Source organism: Sporichthyaceae bacterium (assembly GCA_036269075.1).
GTDB lineage: Bacteria > Actinomycetota > Actinomycetes > Sporichthyales > Sporichthyaceae > DASQPJ01.
In genome coordinates, this window is the sequence record DATASX010000091.1 from 24,458 (window position 1) to 41,656 (window position 17,199).

Genomic DNA, 17,199 nt, shown 5'->3' on the forward strand with positions numbered 1-17,199 from the left:
AAGGGATCCTCATGCTGCAGGTGGCGCAGAACTACAAGAGCGGTGAGCTGAGCCTCATCGAGGTCCCGGTGCCCGCGTGCAAGCCCGGCGGGGTGCTGGTGCGAACCCGCTACTCGCTGATCTCCACCGGTACCGAGCTGATGAAGGTCTCCGAAGCCTCGTTGTCCTTGCTGGGCAAGGCCCGGGCCCGGCCGGACCAGGTCGCCAAGGTGCTGGCCTCGGCCTCCAGCCAGGGTCCGGTCGCCACCTACCGCAAGGTCACCAACAAGCTGGACTCGTGGACCCCGCTGGGTTACTCGCTGTGCGGGGTGGTGACCGAGGTCGGCGCCGGGGTGCGCGACCTGAGCGTCGGGGACCTCGTCGCCGCGGCCGGCAACGAGCACGCGCTGCACGCCGAGCAGAACTGGATCCCGCGCAACCTGTGCACCCGCGTCGGTCCGGAGGTCGACCCGGCGCACGCGGCGTTCGCCACCGTGGGGGCGATCGCGCTGCAGGGCGTGCGGCGGGCCGAGCCGGCGCTGGGGGAGAACGCGTTGGTGCTCGGGCTGGGCCTGATCGGGCAGTTGGCCGTGCAGTTGCTCGTCGCCAACGGGGTGCGGGTGCTGGGCGCGGACCTCTCCCCGCAGCGCTGCAAGTTGGCCGAGCAGAGCGGCGCGTTGTGCGCGGCCCCGCCGGGACCGGCGTTGGACAACGTGATCGCCGGGTTCACCGGCGGCCGCGGGGTCGACCACGTGCTGATCACCGCCGGGTCGAAGGACGCCGCCCCGGTGGAGTTGGCGGTGCGCTCGGCGCGGGACCGCGGCCGGGTCGTCGACATCGGCAAGTGCGTGATGACCTTCCCGTGGAACGCCGCCTACGAGAAGGAACTCGACGTCCGCTTCTCCCGTTCCTACGGCCCGGGCCGCTACGACCCGGACTACGAACTGCACGGGCGGGACTACCCGGCCGGTTACGTGCGCTGGACCGAGCGACGCAATCTGGAGTGCTTCGTCGACCTGGTCGCCCGCGGCCGACTGGACATCGGTGCGCTGATCTCCCGCGTCGCCGATTTCTCCGACGCCGTCGAGACCTACCGCCGGTTGTCGCAGGGGCAACTCGACGCGGTGGCGGTGCTGTTCCGCTACCCGGCACCGGAGGAGACGCCCGTCGAGCCGGCGGTCGGCGAGCGAGAAACCCATAGCGGCGCGGCGGTTCCGGGCACCGCGACGAAGGCGCCGCAGTCCGTGCCGGACGCCGCGCCGTGCCGCGCCCGGCCGGCGACCCGGCCGCTGCAGGTCGGTTTCGTCGGCGCCGGCGCGTACGCCGGTTCGATGCTGTTGCCGCACCTGACCGGTCGCGCCGACGTGCGGCTGTCGCGGGTGGTGACCACGACCGCGCTGTCGGCGGCCAACGCGGCCGGCAAGTTCGGTTTCGCCGCGGCCGGCACGGACCTGAGCGAGGTTCTGGAGGATCCGGCGATCGACGCGGTGTTCGTGGTCACCCGGCACTCCTCGCACGCGGAGTTGACCGCGCGGGCGTTGCGTTCCGGCAAGGCGGTGTTCGTGGAGAAGCCGCTGGCTCTCTCGGAGGAGGAGATCCGGCTGGTGACCGACGCGGTCGCGGAGTCCGGCAACGACCGTCTGCACGTCGGGTTCAACCGCCGCTTCGCCCCGCTGCTGCGGGCGGCCAAGGGCCGCCTGGGGCGCCGGGTCGGCCCGGCGACCGTGCGCTACCTGGTGAATGCCGGGCCGCTGGGCAAGGACTCCTGGTACACGCAGACCGCGACCGAGGGCAGCCGATTCGCCGGTGAGGGCGGGCATTTCCTCGACACGGTCACCTGGCTGCTCGGCGCCCGCCCGGTCTCGGTGTTCGCCACCGCCACCCGGGAGCAGGCCGACCTGCAGATCCTCCTGCGGTACGACGATGACTCCACGGCCGCGATCACCTACGCGTCGGCGGGCAGCCCGAAGGCCGGCAAGGAGTTCCTGGAGGTCATCGCCGACGGGACGCTGATGCGACTGGACGACTTCCGGCGCGCCACCGTGCACGGCCCGACGCGGTGGAGCTCCGGGCGGCTGCCGGTCGCGCCGGACAAGGGCCAACGCGGCCAACTCGAGGCCTTCACCGCCGCGGTGCTGCACGGCACCCCGATGCCGATCCGCCTGGAGTCCCTGATCGCCACGACCCGCGCGACCCTCGCGGTCGCCCGCAGCCTGGCCACCGGCGGCCCGGTCGCGGTCGAGCCCGCGCGGGTCGCCCTGCCCCCGGTCGGCGTGGCCTGATGCCCGCCGCCGGTTGGTACCTGCGTCGGTTGTCCCGGATGGGGCCGGCCGAGGTCGCCGCCCGGGTGCGGGCCCGCGCGGTCGTGGAGACCTGGCGCCGGCGCGGATTCCCGTCTGCCCAGGGCACCGGTCCGCTCCCGCCCGCGGTGCGCGGGGCCGGACCGGCCGGGTTGGCCGCCGGTGTGGTTGCCGCCGTCCCGGAGCCCGCGCCCGCGCAGCTGCTGGCGCACGCCGAGGCGCTGCTGACCGGCCGGGCGCAGTTCCTCGGTGTGGCCCGCGAGGACCTGGTCGCCCCGGACTGGTTCGCCGATCCGCGGACCGGGCGCCGGGCCCCGGCCGAGACCTTCGCCTTCGACGTCGCATACCGCGATGAGTCCCGGGTCGGGGACATCAAGCAGATCTGGGAACTGTCGCGCCATCACCACCTGACGGTGCTGGCCGCGGCCTGGCGGCTGACCCGCGACGAGCGCTACGCCGATCGCGTCGCCGAGCACCTGAAGTCGTGGTGGTCGGCCAATCCGCCGATCCGCGGACCGCACTGGATCAGCGGGATCGAGCTGGGCATCCGGCTGATCTCCTGGACCTGGACGCGTCGACTGCTCAGCGAATGGCCCCGCATCGGGGAGGTCTTCGACGAGAATCCCGAGGCGCACGCGCAGTTGCACGCCCACCAGACGTGGTTGGCGGCCCTGCCCAGCGTCGGCTCCTCGGCCAACAACCATCTGGTCGCCGAGGCCACCGGCCGGTTCGTGGCCGCCTGCGCCTTCGACTGGTTCGCCGAGTCCGCCCGGTGGCGGGAGCAGTCGGCGGCGGCGTTGTCGGCAGCGGTGGAGGCGAACACCTTCGCCTCCGGGCTGAACCGCGAGCTCGCCTCCGACTACCACCTGCTGGTGCTCGAACTCGGCCTGGTCGCCCTGGCCGAGGCCGACGCGGCCGGGCACCCGGTGTCGGACCGCCTGCCGGGTCTGTTGCTGCGCATGTCCGACGCGTTGGCCGCCACCGTCGACTGCACCGGCCGCCCGCCGCGGCAGGGTGACGGCGACGACGGGCAGGCCCTGGCCCTGGACGCCCTCGAGCCGACCGCGGACCGGGCCGGCGGCTTGTTGCGCGTGGCCGCCGACGTGTTCGGCCCGGCCGACTGGTGGCCGCACCTGCCGCCGGCCACGGTCCACTCCGCGTGCCTGGGCGCGTTGATCCGACCCCGTGCGGACCTCGGGCCGCGGTGCCCGGGTCGGCCCGTGCACTTCGCCGACGCCGGGCTGACGATCCTGTGCGCGCACGACCCGGACCGCGCCGGTGAGGTGTGGGTGCGCGCCGACGGCGGGCCGCACGGGTTCGGCGCGATCGCCGCCCACGCCCACGCCGACGCGCTGTCGGTCGAGGTCCGCATCGACGGGGTCGACGTGCTGGCCGACCCGGGCACGTACTGCTACCACGGGCAACCGGCCTGGCGGGCGGCGTTCCGCTCCACCGCCGGGCACAACACGCTCGAACTGGACGGGGTCGACCAGTCCGTCTCGGGCGGGCCGTTCCTCTGGGTCCGGCAGGCCCGCAGCCGGGTGCTGGTCGCCCACCAGGACCCGACCGGCCCCGGCCGCTGGACCGGCGAGCACGACGGGTACCTCGAGCGCCTCGGCGCCCGGCACAACCGGACCCTGGTCCTGGACCCGGCCACCCGCACGCTCGTGATCAGCGATCGGGTGCACACGCCGCGGGCCCTGCCCGCCCGGCTGTCCTTCCACCTCGGCCCGCAGGTCGACGTCGAACTGACGGGCCCTCAGGCACGGCTGTCCTGGCGCGCCGGCGACCTGGACCGCACCGCGACCCTGACCCTGCCGGCGACGCTGACCTGGACCGCGCACCGGGGAGAGGTCGAGCCGCCGACCGGTTGGTACTCCCCGGGCTTCGGGCGTAAGCAACCGGCCTGGGCGCTGATCGGGCGCGGCACCCTCCCGGCGTCCCCGACGGGTGGGGCCCCGATCGAGCCCCTGGTCTCGGTGCTGGAGTGGCAGTGGTGAGCCGATCCGGGCCAGGGTCGGCATGACAATCCTCGGGTCGGCCCCGAGCGCCGTGGACCCGCGGCCGGCCCAGGCGGGCCGGGCCGGAGGTGTCCTGCACCGTGCCCCGGTGCGGCCGGAGCGGGCATCGCCGCCGCCGGCCGCACCGGTCGGGTACGGGGCGGTGTGGGCGCTGCTGGTGGTGAACACGCTGGCGTTCAACGGCGTCAGCATCCTCGGTTTCCCGCACGCCGCCGGCCAGGTGATCACCATGGGCGCGCTGGCCGGCGCCCTGCTGCTGGTGGTGGTCCGCAACCGCAGGCTGCTGATCCGGCCGAGCCTGTTCATGACGCTGGTCAGCGTGCTCGCGCTGGTCGCGGCGGCGTCCTCGGCGCGGATGGAGCCGGGGCCGGGCGCGCTGCTACGGGCCGCCCGTTACCTGGTCGTGGTGGCGTGCCTGTGGCTGCTGACCCCGTTGTGGCGCAACCCGACGGCCCTGCTGCGGCACCACCTGCGGACCTCGATCGGCGTGCTGGGTCTGGTGGCCGTCGGCATCGTGGCCAGCGGCGGCAGGTCCCTGCACGGCGACCAGGGCCGCCTGGTGGGCGCGATCTGGCCGATGCCGCCCCCGCAGGTCGCGCAGTTCGCGGCGGTGCTGGCCGGGCTGGCCGGGACCGCCTGGATGACGGGGATGCTGACCGGCCGCACCGCGGCGCTGACCGCGGTCCCGGCCCTGTTCCTGCTGCTGTCCACCCACACCCGCACGGCCATGGCCGGACTGGTCCTCGGTCTGGCCCTGGCCGCCGGTTCGGCGCTGCTGGCCAGCCGGCGGGCCGCGAACTTCCTGGTCTGCGTGCTCGCGATCGCCGCGGTCGCCGCGACGGCGGCCGGCGGCTTCGTCATGCACTGGTTGCAACGCGGTGAGTCCACCCAGGACCTCGCCAATCTGAGTGGTCGTCAGATCGTGTGGGGGGTGCTGCTGACGCAACCCCGCAGCACCGCCGACCGGTTCGTCGGCACCGGCCTGTCGGACAAGTCCTTCGGCGGCCTGTCCATCGACAGCACCTGGCTGTCGGTCTACTGGGAACAGGGCCTGATCGGGCTGGCGCTGGTGGCGGCGATCTTCGCGGTCCTGGTGCTCGGGGTGCTGTCGGCGCGCCCGTCGCCGGGGCGCACCGTCGCGGTGTTCCTCACCGGGTACCTGCTGATGGCCTCCTGGACCGAGGTCGGGCTCGGCGACGCCGACACCTACCTGCTGCTGGCGTTCCTGGCCGCGGCCTGCATGGACCACCCCTGGGCCCCCGACGGTGATCCGTCATGAACCAGACCGGAGGACGCCACCATGACCCGGCGACCGCAATCCCGTACGGACCCCGGCACCCGATCGCGCCTGTCCCGGCAGGTCCGCCGGCCGGCCGTGGGTCTGCTGCTGATCGCGTTGGCCGGGTGCAGTTCCGCGGCCGCCGCCCCGACTCCGGCCCCGCCGTCGGCCCAGCCGGCGCCGGCGGCCGCTGCGCTCACGGCCTGTTCGGCGGGGGAAGGCGACCGGCCGGCGGCGGTGCTGGACGCGATCGGTGCCGGGGTGGATCCGGAACAGGCCCTGACGCAGGCCTACGGCCGACCGGTCACCGGGCTGAGCTCGCAGGAGCAGAACGAGGCGCTGGACACCCTGGCCGGGGTGGATTCCTGCGCGGCCATCGACCCGGCGGCCAAGGCGCAGATTCCCAGACTGGTTCGGCTGATCGCGATGGGCGCCCCGGCGGCGCCCCCGGCGGCCTGGCAGCCCGTCGCGGACACCGCTGCCGGCGCCGGGTCCGCCGCCATCCGACCGGCTCCCTGAGGAGTGACGCCACCCCCGGTCGGGGTAGGGAGCGGGCGACCGGAGCCCCCGGGACAGCGGGTGCTCGGAGCACGTGGAGAGAGGGGGCGACGTGGGGCGACTGGGTCGCGCCGGCCGGTGCGCGTTGCCGGCGGTCGCTGTGATGCTGGCGGCTTGCTCGCCGCCGGCGGCCACCCAACCGGGCGCGGTGGCCACGGCCGTCGCCGCAGCCGCGGTGCAGGCGGGCGGTGGGGACCGCGGCCCGCACGTGTGCGACCACCCGGAATCCGGACCGGACCAGCCCCCGGTCGGGGCGATCACGATCGACCCGATCATGCCCGGCGAGTTGGGCACGAAGACCGCCGCCGCCCCGCCCGGGTCGACCTTCTGGCTGGCCCCGGGCCGACACAGCCTCGGCCCCGGCGCCTACGCGCAGGTCATCCCGAAGGACAACGACACCTTCGTCGGAGCCCCCGGAGCGGTCCTCGACGGCGACGGGGTCAACAACTACGCCTTCACCGGCAAGGCCGTCGGCGTGCACATCACCCACCTGACCGTGCAGGGATTCCGCGCCCCGCGCGACGAGGGCGTGGTCAACCACGACTCCGCGGACGGCTGGGTCATCGCCCACGACGTGATCCAGGGCAACAGCGGGGCGGGAGTGATGGCCGGGGCCCAGGAGCAGGTCCGCGACAGCTGCCTGCGCGACAACGGCCAGTACGGGCTGAACGCCTACCAGTCCGGCGACCACATCACCGGTCTGGTCGTCGACGACGACGAGATCACCGGCAACGACGTCGACGCGTGGGAGGCGCGGGTACCGGGCTGCGGGTGCACCGGCGGGGCGAAGTTCTGGGCCGTGAACGGCGCCGACATCCAGCACAACTGGATCCACGCCAACCGGGGACCCGGCCTGTGGGCCGACACCGACAACAACGACTTCCTGATCAGCGACAACGTGATCACCGACAACGACGCGGCGGCGGTGATCTACGAGATCAGTTACAACCTGACGCTGCGGGACAACGACATCGAGCACAACAACCTGGTCAACGGGCGGACCTACGCGGCCCGGGGCGACGGGTTCCCGGTCGCCGCGGTGTACCTGTCGGAGTCCGGCGGCGAGCAGGGGATCCCGGCCCGGACCGATCTGATCGACGTGCACGACAACAACTTCCGCGACAACTGGGGCGGGGTGACCGCCTGGGAGAACCCCGACCGGTTCTGCAACTCCCCGGCCAACACCTCCACCGGTTACTGCACCCGGCTGGTGCCGGATGCCCACATGTGCGCCCAACCGGCCATCGCCGTCCAGCCGTTGTACGACCGCTGCCGGTGGCGGACCCAGCAGGTGAGCGTGCACGACAACGTGTTCGTGGTCGACGGTCCGCTGCGGTGCGCCGCCGCGGCGCGCAACGGGTTGCTGTCCGGGTTCGGCACCTACCCGGACTGGTCGCCGTACAAGGGAAGGGTGATCGAGGACGCGATCACCTTCGGCCAGGACGACGTCTGGCACGACAACACCTACCGCGGCCCGTGGCAGTTCGTCGTGCACTCCGCCGATCAGGTGGTCCCGCCGCAGGTCTGGCAGGCCGCCCCGTACAACCAGGACTCGGGGAGCACCTTCGGGGACTGGGGGAAACCCGATGCTTGTTGAGTCCGGGCTTGTTGAGTCCGGCCGGCGGCCGCTCGGGGCGAGCGCCCCGGCTGCGCCGCTGCGGGTCCTCGTCGTGCACAACCACTACCGCTCCGAGCAACCCAGCGGTGAGGACCGGGTCGTCGAGCAGGAGATCGCGCTGCTGCGCGGCGCCGGGGTGCAGGTCGCGGAGTTCACCCGGCACAGCGACGACATCGCCGCCATGTCGGCGGTGGGCAGGGCCCGGGTGATCGCCGAGATCCCCTGGTCCCGCCGCGCGGGGCGGGCGTTCGCCGCCCGCCTGCGGCAGGTGCGGCCGGACGTGGTGCACGTGCACAACACGTTCCCGATGATCACGGCCTCGGTGATCGCCGCCGCCAACGACGCCGCGGTGCCGGTGGTGGCCACCCTGCACAACTACCGCCTGGTGTGCCCGCCGGGGACCCTGCACCGGGCCGGGCGCACCTGCGACGACTGCTTCGGTCGGGCGTTCCCGTGGCCGGCGGTCCGGCACGGCTGCTACCGCGACTCCGGCCCGGCCACCCTGCCGTTGGCCGTCGCGACCGCGCTGAACCGGCGCCGCTGGTGGACCGGGGTTGACCGGTTCTTCGCCATCTCCGCCGCGCAACGGCAACTGCTGGTCGCCGCCGGGATGCCCGCCGACCGCCTGCTGGTCAAGCACAACTTCGTCCCGGCGCCCCCGGTGGTCCGCGCCGACGCCGGGGAGTACTTCCTCTACCTGGGCCGACTGGCCGAGGCCAAGGGCGTGCGACTGCTGATGGCCGCCTGGGACCGGCTCACGGCCGACGGCACAGGGGCGGGGCTGCCACTGGTGATCGCCGGCAGCGGCGACCTGGAGGCCGAGGTCACCGCCTGGGCCGGCGACCGGCCGGACGTGCGGTTCCTCGGCCTGCAGAACCGCGACGAGTGCGCCCGATTGACCGCGCGGGCTCGTGCCGTGGTCACGCCATCGGAGTGGCCGGAGACCTTCGGGCTCGTGGTGGTGGAGGCCGCTGCGGCCGGGGTGCCCGCGGTCGCCGCGGCGCACGGGGCCTTCGTCGAACTGATCGACGCCGGACAGTCCGGACTGCTGCACGAACCCGGGGACCCCGACGCGCTGTGCGCGGCGCTGCGCACCGTCGCCGACCCGGCCACCTCGGTGCGGTTGGGCCAGGCGGCCCGGGCGCGCTGGTCGGCCGGGTTCAGCGAACCCGTCGCCACGGCCCGACTGCTGGCGGGCTACCGAGGCGTGCTGGCCGGTCGGGCGGAGGTGTCGGTGTGATGCCGGTCAGCGGGGCGCGACTGCTCGCTGCGAGGCAACCGCAGATCGCCCCCGGCCCCCCGGGGACCACCGAGGTGTTCGCGGCGGGCCTGATGTGCAAGGCGTCCGACCTGTTCGGCGACGACCGGATCGGGCGGGCGATCCGGCGGGTCGTGCTGCGGGCCGCAGGCGCCCGGGTCGGTGCCGGCTGCGGTCTGCGGGGCGGCAGCTACTACACGCGGCCACGCAATCTGACGGTCGGTCAGCGGTCCTGGATCAACCGGAGCTGCTACCTGGACCTCAACGACCGGATCGTCATCGAGGACGGCGTGCAGTTGGGCCCCGGCACCTCGATCATCACCACGACCCACGCGATCGGTCCGGCCCACGAGCGGGCCGGGCGCCTGGTCACCGCACCGGTGCGGATCGGTGCCGGGTGCTGGCTCGGGGCGAACGTGACAGTGCTTCCCGGGGTGAGCGTGGGGCCCGGCTGCGTGGTCGCGGCCGGAGCGGTCGTCACCCGGGACGTGCCGGCGAACGTGCTCGTTGCCGGGGTGCCCGCCCGGGTGATCCGCAAGCTCGACGACGAGGGGACGACAGCATGCTCGACGGGGTCCTGACCCGCCTGGGTGGCGGGAACGCGGAAACCGCTGCCCAGCCTAGGAATCCGGCCTCGAGCAGCGGCCGGCCGATCGTCGTCGCGACGCTGCTGCGCCAACGCGGCCGCACCGGCGTCGAGACCCATATGCGGATGACCGGCAGCTACCTGAACTCGGTCTCGCGACCCACACGGGTCATCAGCCCGTTCGACTCCCGCTCGCCGGCGTTGTTCCCGGTGTTCGCGCTGCGGCACGTCGTCGGTGCGGTGGACTCGGCCTACGGCGTGTGGTGGTACCGGACGGGTCATCAGATGTTCCTGCGCCGCGCGCTGCGGGCGCACCTTGCGGACCTGCCCGACGCGGTCGTCTACGCGCAGTGCCCCGGATCGGCGGCTGCCGCCCTGCGCGCTCGGACCACGCAACCGGTGGTGCTCGTCGTCCACTTCAACTTCTCCGAGGCCGACGAGGCGGCGCACTCCGGTGAGATCAGCCGCCGCGGTCGGCTCTACCGGTCGATCCGTGCCTTCGAGGCCGACGTCATGTCGCGGCTGGACGGAATCGTCTACGTCTCCGAGCACACCAGGTCGGTCGTGGAGGACCGGGTACCGGCGGTCCGGGCCGTCCCGTCGCGGACGATCCACAACTGCGTCCCGTTGATCGACCGGGAGCCGGTCTCGCCGATCGCGGACCTGATCACTGTCGGTGCGCTGCAACAGCGCAAGAATCAGGGCTACCTGCTCGAGGTGCTGTCCAGGGCGCGGCGGCGCGGCCATCGGTACACGTTGTCGATCGTCGGGGACGGGCCGGAACGCGACGCGCTGGAGTGCCGGACGCGGGAACTGGGTGTCGCCGACCAGGTTCGCTTCCACGGGTTCCAGGCCGACCCGCGGGCGCTGATGGCGGGGCACACGCTGTACTGCCACACCGCCACGGTGGAAAGTTTCGGGCTGGTCGTGATCGAGGCGATGGCCGAAGGTTTGCCCGTGCTGGCCGGGCGGGTCGGCGGGGTGGCCGAGATCGTGCGGCCCGGGGTGGACGGGGAGTTCTGGCCGCTGGACGACGCCGAGGCCGCCGCCACGATCCTCATCGAGCGGATGACCGACCCGGCGAGGTTGGCCCAGCTGGCGGCCCACGCGGCGGTCCGCGTGCGCGAGTCCTTCTCGCCGCAGGCACAGGGGGCGGCGCTGCTGGATTTCCTCGACGCGGCAACGCTTTCCCGGCCGGGCACGTGACGACTAACGAGCTGACCGCCGAGGAGCTGCGTCCGGCGCGGGCCCGGGTCGCGGCACCGGTACGGCCGGTGCCGGTCTCGGCTGCCCCGGCGGTCGAACCGGCGGAGGACCGCTCGGCCAAGATCGGTCGGGTCGTCTGGGGCATGGCCGACCAGTTCATGTCCAGCGGCACGAACTTCCTCACCGGCCTGTTGACCGCACGAGCCCTGGGTCCGGTCGGCTTCGGCCAGTTCAGCCTGGTGTGGGCGACGTACTCGGTGCTGCTGACGATGTCGCGCGGGTTGGCCACCGATCCGTTGACGGTGCGGTTCAGCGACGGCGCCGCCGACGGCAGGGCGCTGCGGGACGCGATCGCCCGGTCCACCGGTCTGTCTGTCGTGGTCGGACTGCTCGCGGGTGCGGTGGCCGTCGCGGGCGGTTGGGCAGTCGGTGGCGGCATCGGGCGGGCTTACCTCGCCCTCGGTCTGCTGGCACCGGCGTTGCTGCTGCAGGACGCCTGGCGGTACGCGGCGCTGTGCGCCGGCAAGCCCCGGCAGGCATTGATGAACGACACCGTCTGGGGCATCGCGCTGGTGCCCGCGCTGATCCTCGCGATACCGCGGGCGGGCGCGGCGGGTTTCGTGATGGCGTGGGGCGGCGCGGCGGCGGTGGCGGCCGGGTTCGGGTTCGTGCAATGGCGGATCCGGCCCGACGTGGCGAGGGCCAGAGAGTGGCTCGACGCGCACCGGGACCTCGGTACGCGTTACCTGGTGGAGAACACCTGCGTGAGCTTGACCGGTCAGGTCGTGGCATTCGGGCTGGGCGGGTTCGCCGGGGTCGCCGCCGTCGGCGCCATGCGCGCCGCGGGTCAGTTGATGGGCCCGTTCACGGTGCTGCTGCTGGGGATCTCGTTCGTGGTGGTCCCGGAGGGCACCCGGCTGCTGCGCTCGTCCCCGCATCGGTTCCGCGTTTTCTGCGTCGGGGTCGGGGCCGTGCTCTGCGGCGGGGCAGTCGCCGTCGGGGTGGCGTTGATGTTCCTCCCCGATCGGTTCGGTCGGGAACTGCTCGGTGCCACGTGGGCCCCGGCCTCGGTCCTGCTGCTGCCCACCGCGCTCGTGCTGGCCGGTGCGGGCCTGTCCACCGGCGCCGGCTGCGGCCTACGGGCGTTGGGCGCCGCGAAACGGGCGCTGTGGGCGCAGCTGTGGGCCTCGGGGGTCACTGTCGTCGGCGGACTGGTCGGGGCGTGGGCGGACGGGGCGCGGGGTTGCTGCTGGGGCATGGCCGGGGCCTGCGCGGTCGGTGCAGGCCTGATGTGGTTCCAGTTCGGGCGGGCCTGGCAGGAGCACCAGGCGCTTCCGGTCGTGCCGGTCCGCTCGGTGCGGGCGGGCCCGCGCCGGGTGCTGCCCGCGGTGTTCCAACTCTGACCCGGCGTCAGTTGTCGAGGAACTCCAGCAGCCGGGTACCGAGCGCCTCGGCGGAGTAGTCGGTGCGGGCGCGGGCGGCGGCGGCGGCGCCCATGGCGGCCAAGCGCTCCGGGTCGGACAGGACGGCGATCAGGACCTGGGCCGCGGCGTGCGGGTCCTCCAACGGCCAGAACGCACCGTCGAGACCGGGACGGATCAGCTCGGGCAGGGCTCCGACGGCACCGGCCAGCACCGGTACCCCCTCGGCCATCGCCTCCAGCGGCGCGATGCCGAACGACTCGGTCACCGCGGTGTGGCAGTAGAGGGTGTGGGCGGCCAGCAGCGGCCGCGGTTCGGGCTGGAACCCGAGGAAGTGGACCTGGTCGGCCACGCCGGACCGGCGGGCCAACTCCTGCAACCGGGCGCGTTCGGGACCCTCACCGATGACGGTCAGGGTCCAGCGGTGACCCAGCCCGGCGGCCGTGGCCAGCACCCGCAACAGGTAGGCGTGGTTCTTCTGCGGCTCCAGCGCGCCGATGGTCACCAGGTCGCCCATCGGGGCCACCGCGCGCGGCAGGGCCGCGGGCACGGTGTTGTGGATGACCACGGACGGGACCTGGCGCATCGCGGGAAGGCGGTCCTGCAGCACCCGCCGGGCGAACGCGGAGACGTAGGCGACGCCGTCCAGCCGCGGCAGCACCCCGGCCTCGAAGTCCCGGATGGACCGGAACAGACGTCCGCCGCGGGGGATCCGGCCCTTGTTGGCCCACTCGTCGGCCTGGGACATGTTGAAGTGGACGACCATCACCACGCGTTGGTCCCGGCGCGCGCGCAGCGCGGCACCGGCCGAGACCGGGTCCTGGGCGTAGACGACCGCCGGGCGCCCGTCGGCCAACCGGGACCGCAGCGCCCGGGCGAGGAACTCCCCGTGCCAGTGTCGGTACCACCAGACACCGGCCGCCGGACTGAGCGGCTCGAGGATCTTGCGGGCCCCGAAGACCGGGTACAGCAACGGCGAGCCGGCCGTGAAGGGGTTGATGAACTCGCACGGGCGCGACACCGAACGCAGGTGCTCCTGCACGGCGCGGGAATGGGTCTGCACGCCCGATCCCCCGGCGGGGCGCAGCAACGACGCGATCACCACCGGCGGGCCGGGCGGACCCGGTGGGCGCGGCGCGTGCCGGGATCGGACGTCGTCCTCGTCGATGACCCCCACGTCAGGAATCTGCTGCGCGGGCGGGCGGGGCAAACCTGCGGCGGGGTGAATTCCCCGCCAAATCTGACGACGGGTCAGGGCCCGAGGTAGATGTCGTCCAGGGCGATGGTGTCTCCCGGACTGCCCCCGCCGGTCAGGGTGAACCAGGCGGTGGCGGCCCCGGCGGGGACGCTCAGTGCGGTCGTGGCCTGCGCCCAGCCCACGGTCAGCGGCCCGGCGGGCAGGTCGGTGCCGGCGAGGGTGCGGCCGCTGCCGTCCAGCCAGGACAGGTGCAGGGTCGGCGTGCTGCCGAGCGCGCCGGAGGTGGCGGCGCGGGCCCAGTAGGACAGGTGCACGGCGCCGGCCGGCGCGGGCACACCGGGGTAGTCGGTGAACGCGATTCCCCAGCCGTAGGGGCCGGTCACGGACACCGCGATCGCGGCGCTGCCGGTGTGCGGATCGGTGGTGGTGTCCTGGACGGTCGCGTTGTACCAGGGGCCCCACAGGCCGGTGCCACCCTCGCCACTGGAGGTGGCGGGGTCCAGGACGTTGCCGCTCGGGGGCGGCGGAGCCGGGGTGTCGAAGCTCGATCCGGCGTCCTGCCCGTACGGCGCAGCGGTCCACGCGGCGGCGGTCAGGGTGGTGCCGGTGTCGTGGGCCACGAAACGCCACGGGCCGGTGTAGGTGTTGCCCGACCAGGTGTTGTGCTGGTCGAAGGTGATGGCGTCCTCGATCACCGTGCCCTGGTAGGGCGACCACGACGGGTAGCTGCCGTACTCGGACAGCAGGCCCATCGTCCCGCACAGCGCGTTGGTGCACCCGACCGCGGTCGGCTCGAAGGCGAAGGTGTTGCCGGAGACGACGAGGTTCTGGGTCTTCCACCGGCAGTTCCCGTACAACGGCGCCGAGGCGATGCCGGGTTGCACGCAGGTGCTCAGCGCGGCCCCGCCGCCGACCTTCGTGCAGTAGCCGACGGAGGTGTTGGCCGGGGAGTTGCAGAACCGGTCGGCGTCCTCCCACCCGGTGATCCCGGCCCAGTTGTTGCTCAACAGGTTCCCGGTGATCTGAACCTGCCCGGTGCGGGCCGGCACCCGAGTGTCGCCGCCGGACTCGGACAGGTAGACGGCTGCGACGGGGAAGTTGTCGCCCGCGGTCGCGTAGGCCTTCCCCTTCGTGATCGTGTTGCCGGCGATGGTGTTCTGAGCCAGCGTCAGGTTGTAGCTGATCTCGTAGATGAGGGCTTCGGCGGCGTTGTTCTCCAGGTAGTTGTTGCGGATCAGGAAGTCGTTGCTGTCGCTGTCGGCCCACAGCCCCGCGGAGAGGTTGCCGTGGACCCAGTTGTCCTGGATCGTGGCACCGTTTACGGCCCAGAACTTCGCGCCGCCGCTGCAGCCGCAGCCAGGTTGGACGCTCTCCCAGTTGTCGGCGTCGTTGCCGACGATCTCGTTGCCGTCGACGAGCAGGTTCGTGATGCCGTCGCCTGCCTGGTAGGCGTTGATGCCGTACTGGCCGTTGCCGCTCAGACAGTTGCGCAGGATCTGCTCGTTCGCGCCGGCCATCAGCGCGGCGCCGTGGTTGGCGGTGATCACGTCGTCGGCGATCGTCCAGCCGTTGCCGGAGTCGTGGTTGACCACGCCCTGGTTCTGCGGAGCGGCGAAGTTACGGACCGTCAGATATTGCACGGTCACGCCGGTGGCATGCTGGGTGAACGCGAACTGGTTGACACCCTGACCGTCCAGCACCGCGCCGGGGGCGCCGAGGTAGACGTCGCCGTCCTTGGGGACGACCTGGGCGGTGACCGAGTTGCCGAGGCTGTGCACGCCAGGAGCGAGCCAGAACGTGGTGCCGGCCGGGTCGGCAGCGGTCTTGGCCACCAGGTCGCCGACCACGCCCGGATAGACGGTGACCGCCCCGGCCGGTGCGGCCGCCGGGCCGGCCGCGGGTGCGGCACAGACCGCGGCGCGCGTCCCGGAGGCGCCGGTGGCCTGGGTGTGGCGCCCCGGGGCGGCAGGCCGGTGCAACCCGGCGCCGGCTGCTCCCAGCGCGGGCCCGGCGGCCAGGACCAGCGTCAGGCTCGACGCGAGGACCAGGGCGCACGGACCGCGACGTCGCGACCGCATGGGTTCCCTCCCATGGGCCGGCCTGCCCCCGCAGCCCGGGCCCGGGCTCATCCTGGCCGGCTCCCGGGTCGGTCCGGGCAGCTTCGGGGCAGACCGGCGAGATTCGCACTCGACGGGCGTGCGTCGCTCACCGCGCCGGGGGAGACCGGCGAGCTCAGGCCCTGTTCGCGGCCGTCTGAAGATCCTCAGAGCACCAGGACGTCGAGGTCCGGGAACTGGCCGTAGTCCTGGTCGGTGGTGACCAGGCGGTGGCCTCCGGTCCGGGCAAATGCGGCCAGATAGGCGTCGGTCCACAACTTCGGTGAAGCGGTGTCGCGTTCGGCGTAGCCCTCCCAGACGTCCTGCAGTTCGCTCGGTTCGGCCGCCAGTTGGGTTCGATCGTCCGCCGCCAGCGCCCGATAGACGCGCCAGGCCGCCCGGTTGCTCAGCGGTGCGTTGCCGTAGGGGGCAAACACCGCCGCCGCGGTCAACAAGCGTAGGAACGACTGTTTGGGTCGTGCGGCAGAACAAGACCGAATCCCTAGCGGGCAAACCGTCGAGCCGGCGGGCGGCGTCCACATGCTTCTGATGCCCCGAGATCGTCAACGCCAGCCACACGTTGAGGTCGCACAGGTGCGTTCGGCTCAACGCATGTCCGTGGTCTCCGCCGCGACGATCAACTCAGCAACCCGCTCGGGGGTCAGCTCCAGCCCCGGTTCGGCCGCCTGCGCGGTGCGGATCAACGGCAACCGGACCCTGCTGTTACCCGCCGCAGAAGTGCGTTCGCCCACCGTCAGCCCCGCCTGCAGAGTGGATGCTGGGACGCATTCGCGCAGCCGACGCGGATCATCCGCCGACGGGCCAGTGCTCCACCGTCAGCCCGTCCATCGGGAAGTGCTTGGGATTGCCGGTCGCCAGGCGTCCGCCGCTGTCGATGGTCGCTGCAGCGATCAGGCAGTCGGCCTGGGCCGGCGTGATGCCCTGGGCCGCGAACTCACGGCGCCAGGTCCCGGCGGTCCGGGCCATGCCCGTCGTGATCGGGAGGATGTACAGGCCGGCGAACAGGGCATCGGCCGCAGGCAGTTCCGTGGCGCGCAGGCCGCGCACGATCTCCTCGACGTTGATCGCCGTGGTGGCCGGCTCGTCGCCCGATCCCAGCAGGGCCCCGACCTTTGCCACGGCGGGACGCCCGCGCAGGTAGTCGATCAGGACCGTGCTGTCGAGCACCACGATCACGTGCGCTCAGCCGACCCGGCTGCGGTCGCCCTGCCGCTGCTGCTCCACCCAGGCCGCTGGGTCGCGGTCCCACTCGTGGCCCTCGGCCTCGATTGCGCCGGCGGCCCGGCGAAGCGCCTGCGCGCGCAGTTGCCGGTCGACGGCGGCCCGCAGGGCGTCGCGCACGAAGTCGCTGCGTCCGCGTGGACCGGCGAGCCGGTCGACGTCTGCGACCAGATCGTCGTCCAACTCTATGTGCATACGCATGTGCGGAGATTAGCACAAAGCCTCACGGATCCGGTCCGCGAGTTCCGACGCCGGACGCTGACTCAGAGCAGATGTATCGGTCAGGCGACGCCCGGGGCACCGGCCAGTGCCGCATCCGTGGTGAGCAGTGCGGTAGCGCCGACGGCCTCGGCGGAGCTGCTCCCGGACCTGCACCGCCCTGCCCACGTTCCGAGCCGACCCGTGGTGGGTGCAAGTTGCACCCACCACGGGTCGGC

At 73.1% G+C, this 17,199-nt stretch carries 14 protein-coding genes; 9 read left to right on the forward strand and 5 right to left on the reverse strand.

The annotated features are described in order from the left end of the window. Window positions 1-11 precede the first annotated feature (11 nt). From VHU88_17195 to VHU88_17235, 9 genes are all read left to right on the forward strand, one after another. On the forward strand, window positions 12-2,261 hold the full coding sequence (locus tag VHU88_17195) for a bi-domain-containing oxidoreductase (protein ID HEX3613427.1): 2,250 nt from the start codon (window positions 12-14) through the stop codon (window positions 2,259-2,261). Next, window positions 2,261-4,279, forward strand: coding sequence for an alginate lyase family protein (locus VHU88_17200; protein ID HEX3613428.1), 2,019 nt, complete (start codon window positions 2,261-2,263; stop codon window positions 4,277-4,279). Before VHU88_17195 ends, VHU88_17200 begins: the two co-directional genes overlap by 1 nt. A 22-nt stretch (window positions 4,280-4,301) precedes the next feature. Then, window positions 4,302-5,579 (forward strand): hypothetical protein, encoded by a 1,278-nt coding sequence (locus VHU88_17205; GenBank protein ID HEX3613429.1) that lies wholly within the window; start codon window positions 4,302-4,304, stop codon window positions 5,577-5,579. 21 nt (window positions 5,580-5,600) lie between these two features. Further along, entirely contained in the window at window positions 5,601-6,098 is a 498-nt protein-coding gene (locus VHU88_17210) for a hypothetical protein (GenBank protein ID HEX3613430.1), read from the forward strand. Between the two features lie 91 nt (window positions 6,099-6,189). Then, the gene (locus VHU88_17215; GenBank protein HEX3613431.1) at window positions 6,190-7,734 is read left to right on the forward strand and encodes a right-handed parallel beta-helix repeat-containing protein; all 1,545 of its coding nucleotides are present in this window, start codon (window positions 6,190-6,192) and stop codon (window positions 7,732-7,734) included. Continuing rightward, window positions 7,724-8,995, forward strand: a complete 1,272-nt coding sequence (locus tag VHU88_17220; protein ID HEX3613432.1) for a glycosyltransferase — start codon at window positions 7,724-7,726, stop codon at window positions 8,993-8,995. Before VHU88_17215 ends, VHU88_17220 begins: the two co-directional genes overlap by 11 nt. Next, a complete protein-coding gene (locus VHU88_17225) occupies window positions 8,995-9,594 on the forward strand; it encodes a DapH/DapD/GlmU-related protein (protein ID HEX3613433.1) in 600 nt (199 codons plus the stop codon). The genes VHU88_17220 and VHU88_17225 overlap by 1 nt, the downstream gene beginning before the upstream one ends. Continuing rightward, a complete protein-coding gene (locus tag VHU88_17230; GenBank protein ID HEX3613434.1) occupies window positions 9,576-10,805 on the forward strand; it encodes a glycosyltransferase family 4 protein in 1,230 nt (409 codons plus the stop codon). Before VHU88_17225 ends, VHU88_17230 begins: the two co-directional genes overlap by 19 nt. Continuing rightward, window positions 10,802-12,208, forward strand: coding sequence for a hypothetical protein (locus tag VHU88_17235; GenBank protein HEX3613435.1), 1,407 nt, complete (start codon window positions 10,802-10,804; stop codon window positions 12,206-12,208). The genes VHU88_17230 and VHU88_17235 overlap by 4 nt, the downstream gene beginning before the upstream one ends. A 7-nt stretch (window positions 12,209-12,215) precedes the next feature. Here the strand turns inward: VHU88_17235 and VHU88_17240 are convergent, their stop codons facing one another. The 5 genes from VHU88_17240 to VHU88_17260 all read right to left on the reverse strand — a co-directional run bounded on the left by VHU88_17240 (window position 12,216) and on the right by VHU88_17260 (window position 16,963). After that, complete coding sequence (locus VHU88_17240; protein HEX3613436.1) at window positions 12,216-13,403, reverse strand: glycosyltransferase family 4 protein; 1,188 nt, start codon at window positions 13,401-13,403, stop codon at window positions 12,216-12,218. Between the two features lie 74 nt (window positions 13,404-13,477). Further along, the gene (locus tag VHU88_17245; protein ID HEX3613437.1) at window positions 13,478-15,502 is read right to left on the reverse strand and encodes a right-handed parallel beta-helix repeat-containing protein; all 2,025 of its coding nucleotides are present in this window, start codon (window positions 15,500-15,502) and stop codon (window positions 13,478-13,480) included. Window positions 15,503-15,687: 185 nt separating this feature from the next. Then, window positions 15,688-16,062 (reverse strand): TA system VapC family ribonuclease toxin, encoded by a 375-nt coding sequence (locus VHU88_17250; protein ID HEX3613438.1) that lies wholly within the window; start codon window positions 16,060-16,062, stop codon window positions 15,688-15,690. A gap of 265 nt (window positions 16,063-16,327) precedes the next feature. Continuing rightward, on the reverse strand, window positions 16,328-16,717 hold the full coding sequence (locus VHU88_17255; GenBank protein HEX3613439.1) for a PIN domain-containing protein: 390 nt from the start codon (window positions 16,715-16,717) through the stop codon (window positions 16,328-16,330). A gap of 6 nt (window positions 16,718-16,723) precedes the next feature. After that, entirely contained in the window at window positions 16,724-16,963 is a 240-nt protein-coding gene (locus VHU88_17260; protein HEX3613440.1) for a type II toxin-antitoxin system VapB family antitoxin, read from the reverse strand. Window positions 16,964-17,199 lie beyond the last annotated feature (236 nt).

Excerpts from the sequence above, each read along its gene's own strand:
- VHU88_17260 (HEX3613440.1), bottom strand. The coding sequence starts at position 16,963 with ATGCGTATGCACATAGAGTTGGACGACGATCTGGTCGCAGACGTCGAC.
- VHU88_17210 (HEX3613430.1), top strand. The coding sequence starts at position 5,601 with ATGACCCGGCGACCGCAATCCCGTACGGACCCCGGCACCCGATCGCGC.
- VHU88_17230 (HEX3613434.1), top strand. The coding sequence starts at position 9,576 with ATGCTCGACGGGGTCCTGACCCGCCTGGGTGGCGGGAACGCGGAAACC.
- VHU88_17225 (HEX3613433.1), top strand. The coding sequence starts at position 8,995 with ATGCCGGTCAGCGGGGCGCGACTGCTCGCTGCGAGGCAACCGCAGATC.
- VHU88_17245 (HEX3613437.1), bottom strand. The coding sequence starts at position 15,502 with ATGCGGTCGCGACGTCGCGGTCCGTGCGCCCTGGTCCTCGCGTCGAGC.
- VHU88_17220 (HEX3613432.1), top strand. The coding sequence starts at position 7,724 with ATGCTTGTTGAGTCCGGGCTTGTTGAGTCCGGCCGGCGGCCGCTCGGG.
- VHU88_17250 (HEX3613438.1), bottom strand. The coding sequence starts at position 16,062 with ATGTGGACGCCGCCCGCCGGCTCGACGGTTTGCCCGCTAGGGATTCGG.
- VHU88_17205 (HEX3613429.1), top strand. The coding sequence starts at position 4,302 with ATGACAATCCTCGGGTCGGCCCCGAGCGCCGTGGACCCGCGGCCGGCC.
- VHU88_17200 (HEX3613428.1), top strand. The coding sequence starts at position 2,261 with ATGCCCGCCGCCGGTTGGTACCTGCGTCGGTTGTCCCGGATGGGGCCG.
- VHU88_17195 (HEX3613427.1), top strand. The coding sequence starts at position 12 with ATGCTGCAGGTGGCGCAGAACTACAAGAGCGGTGAGCTGAGCCTCATC.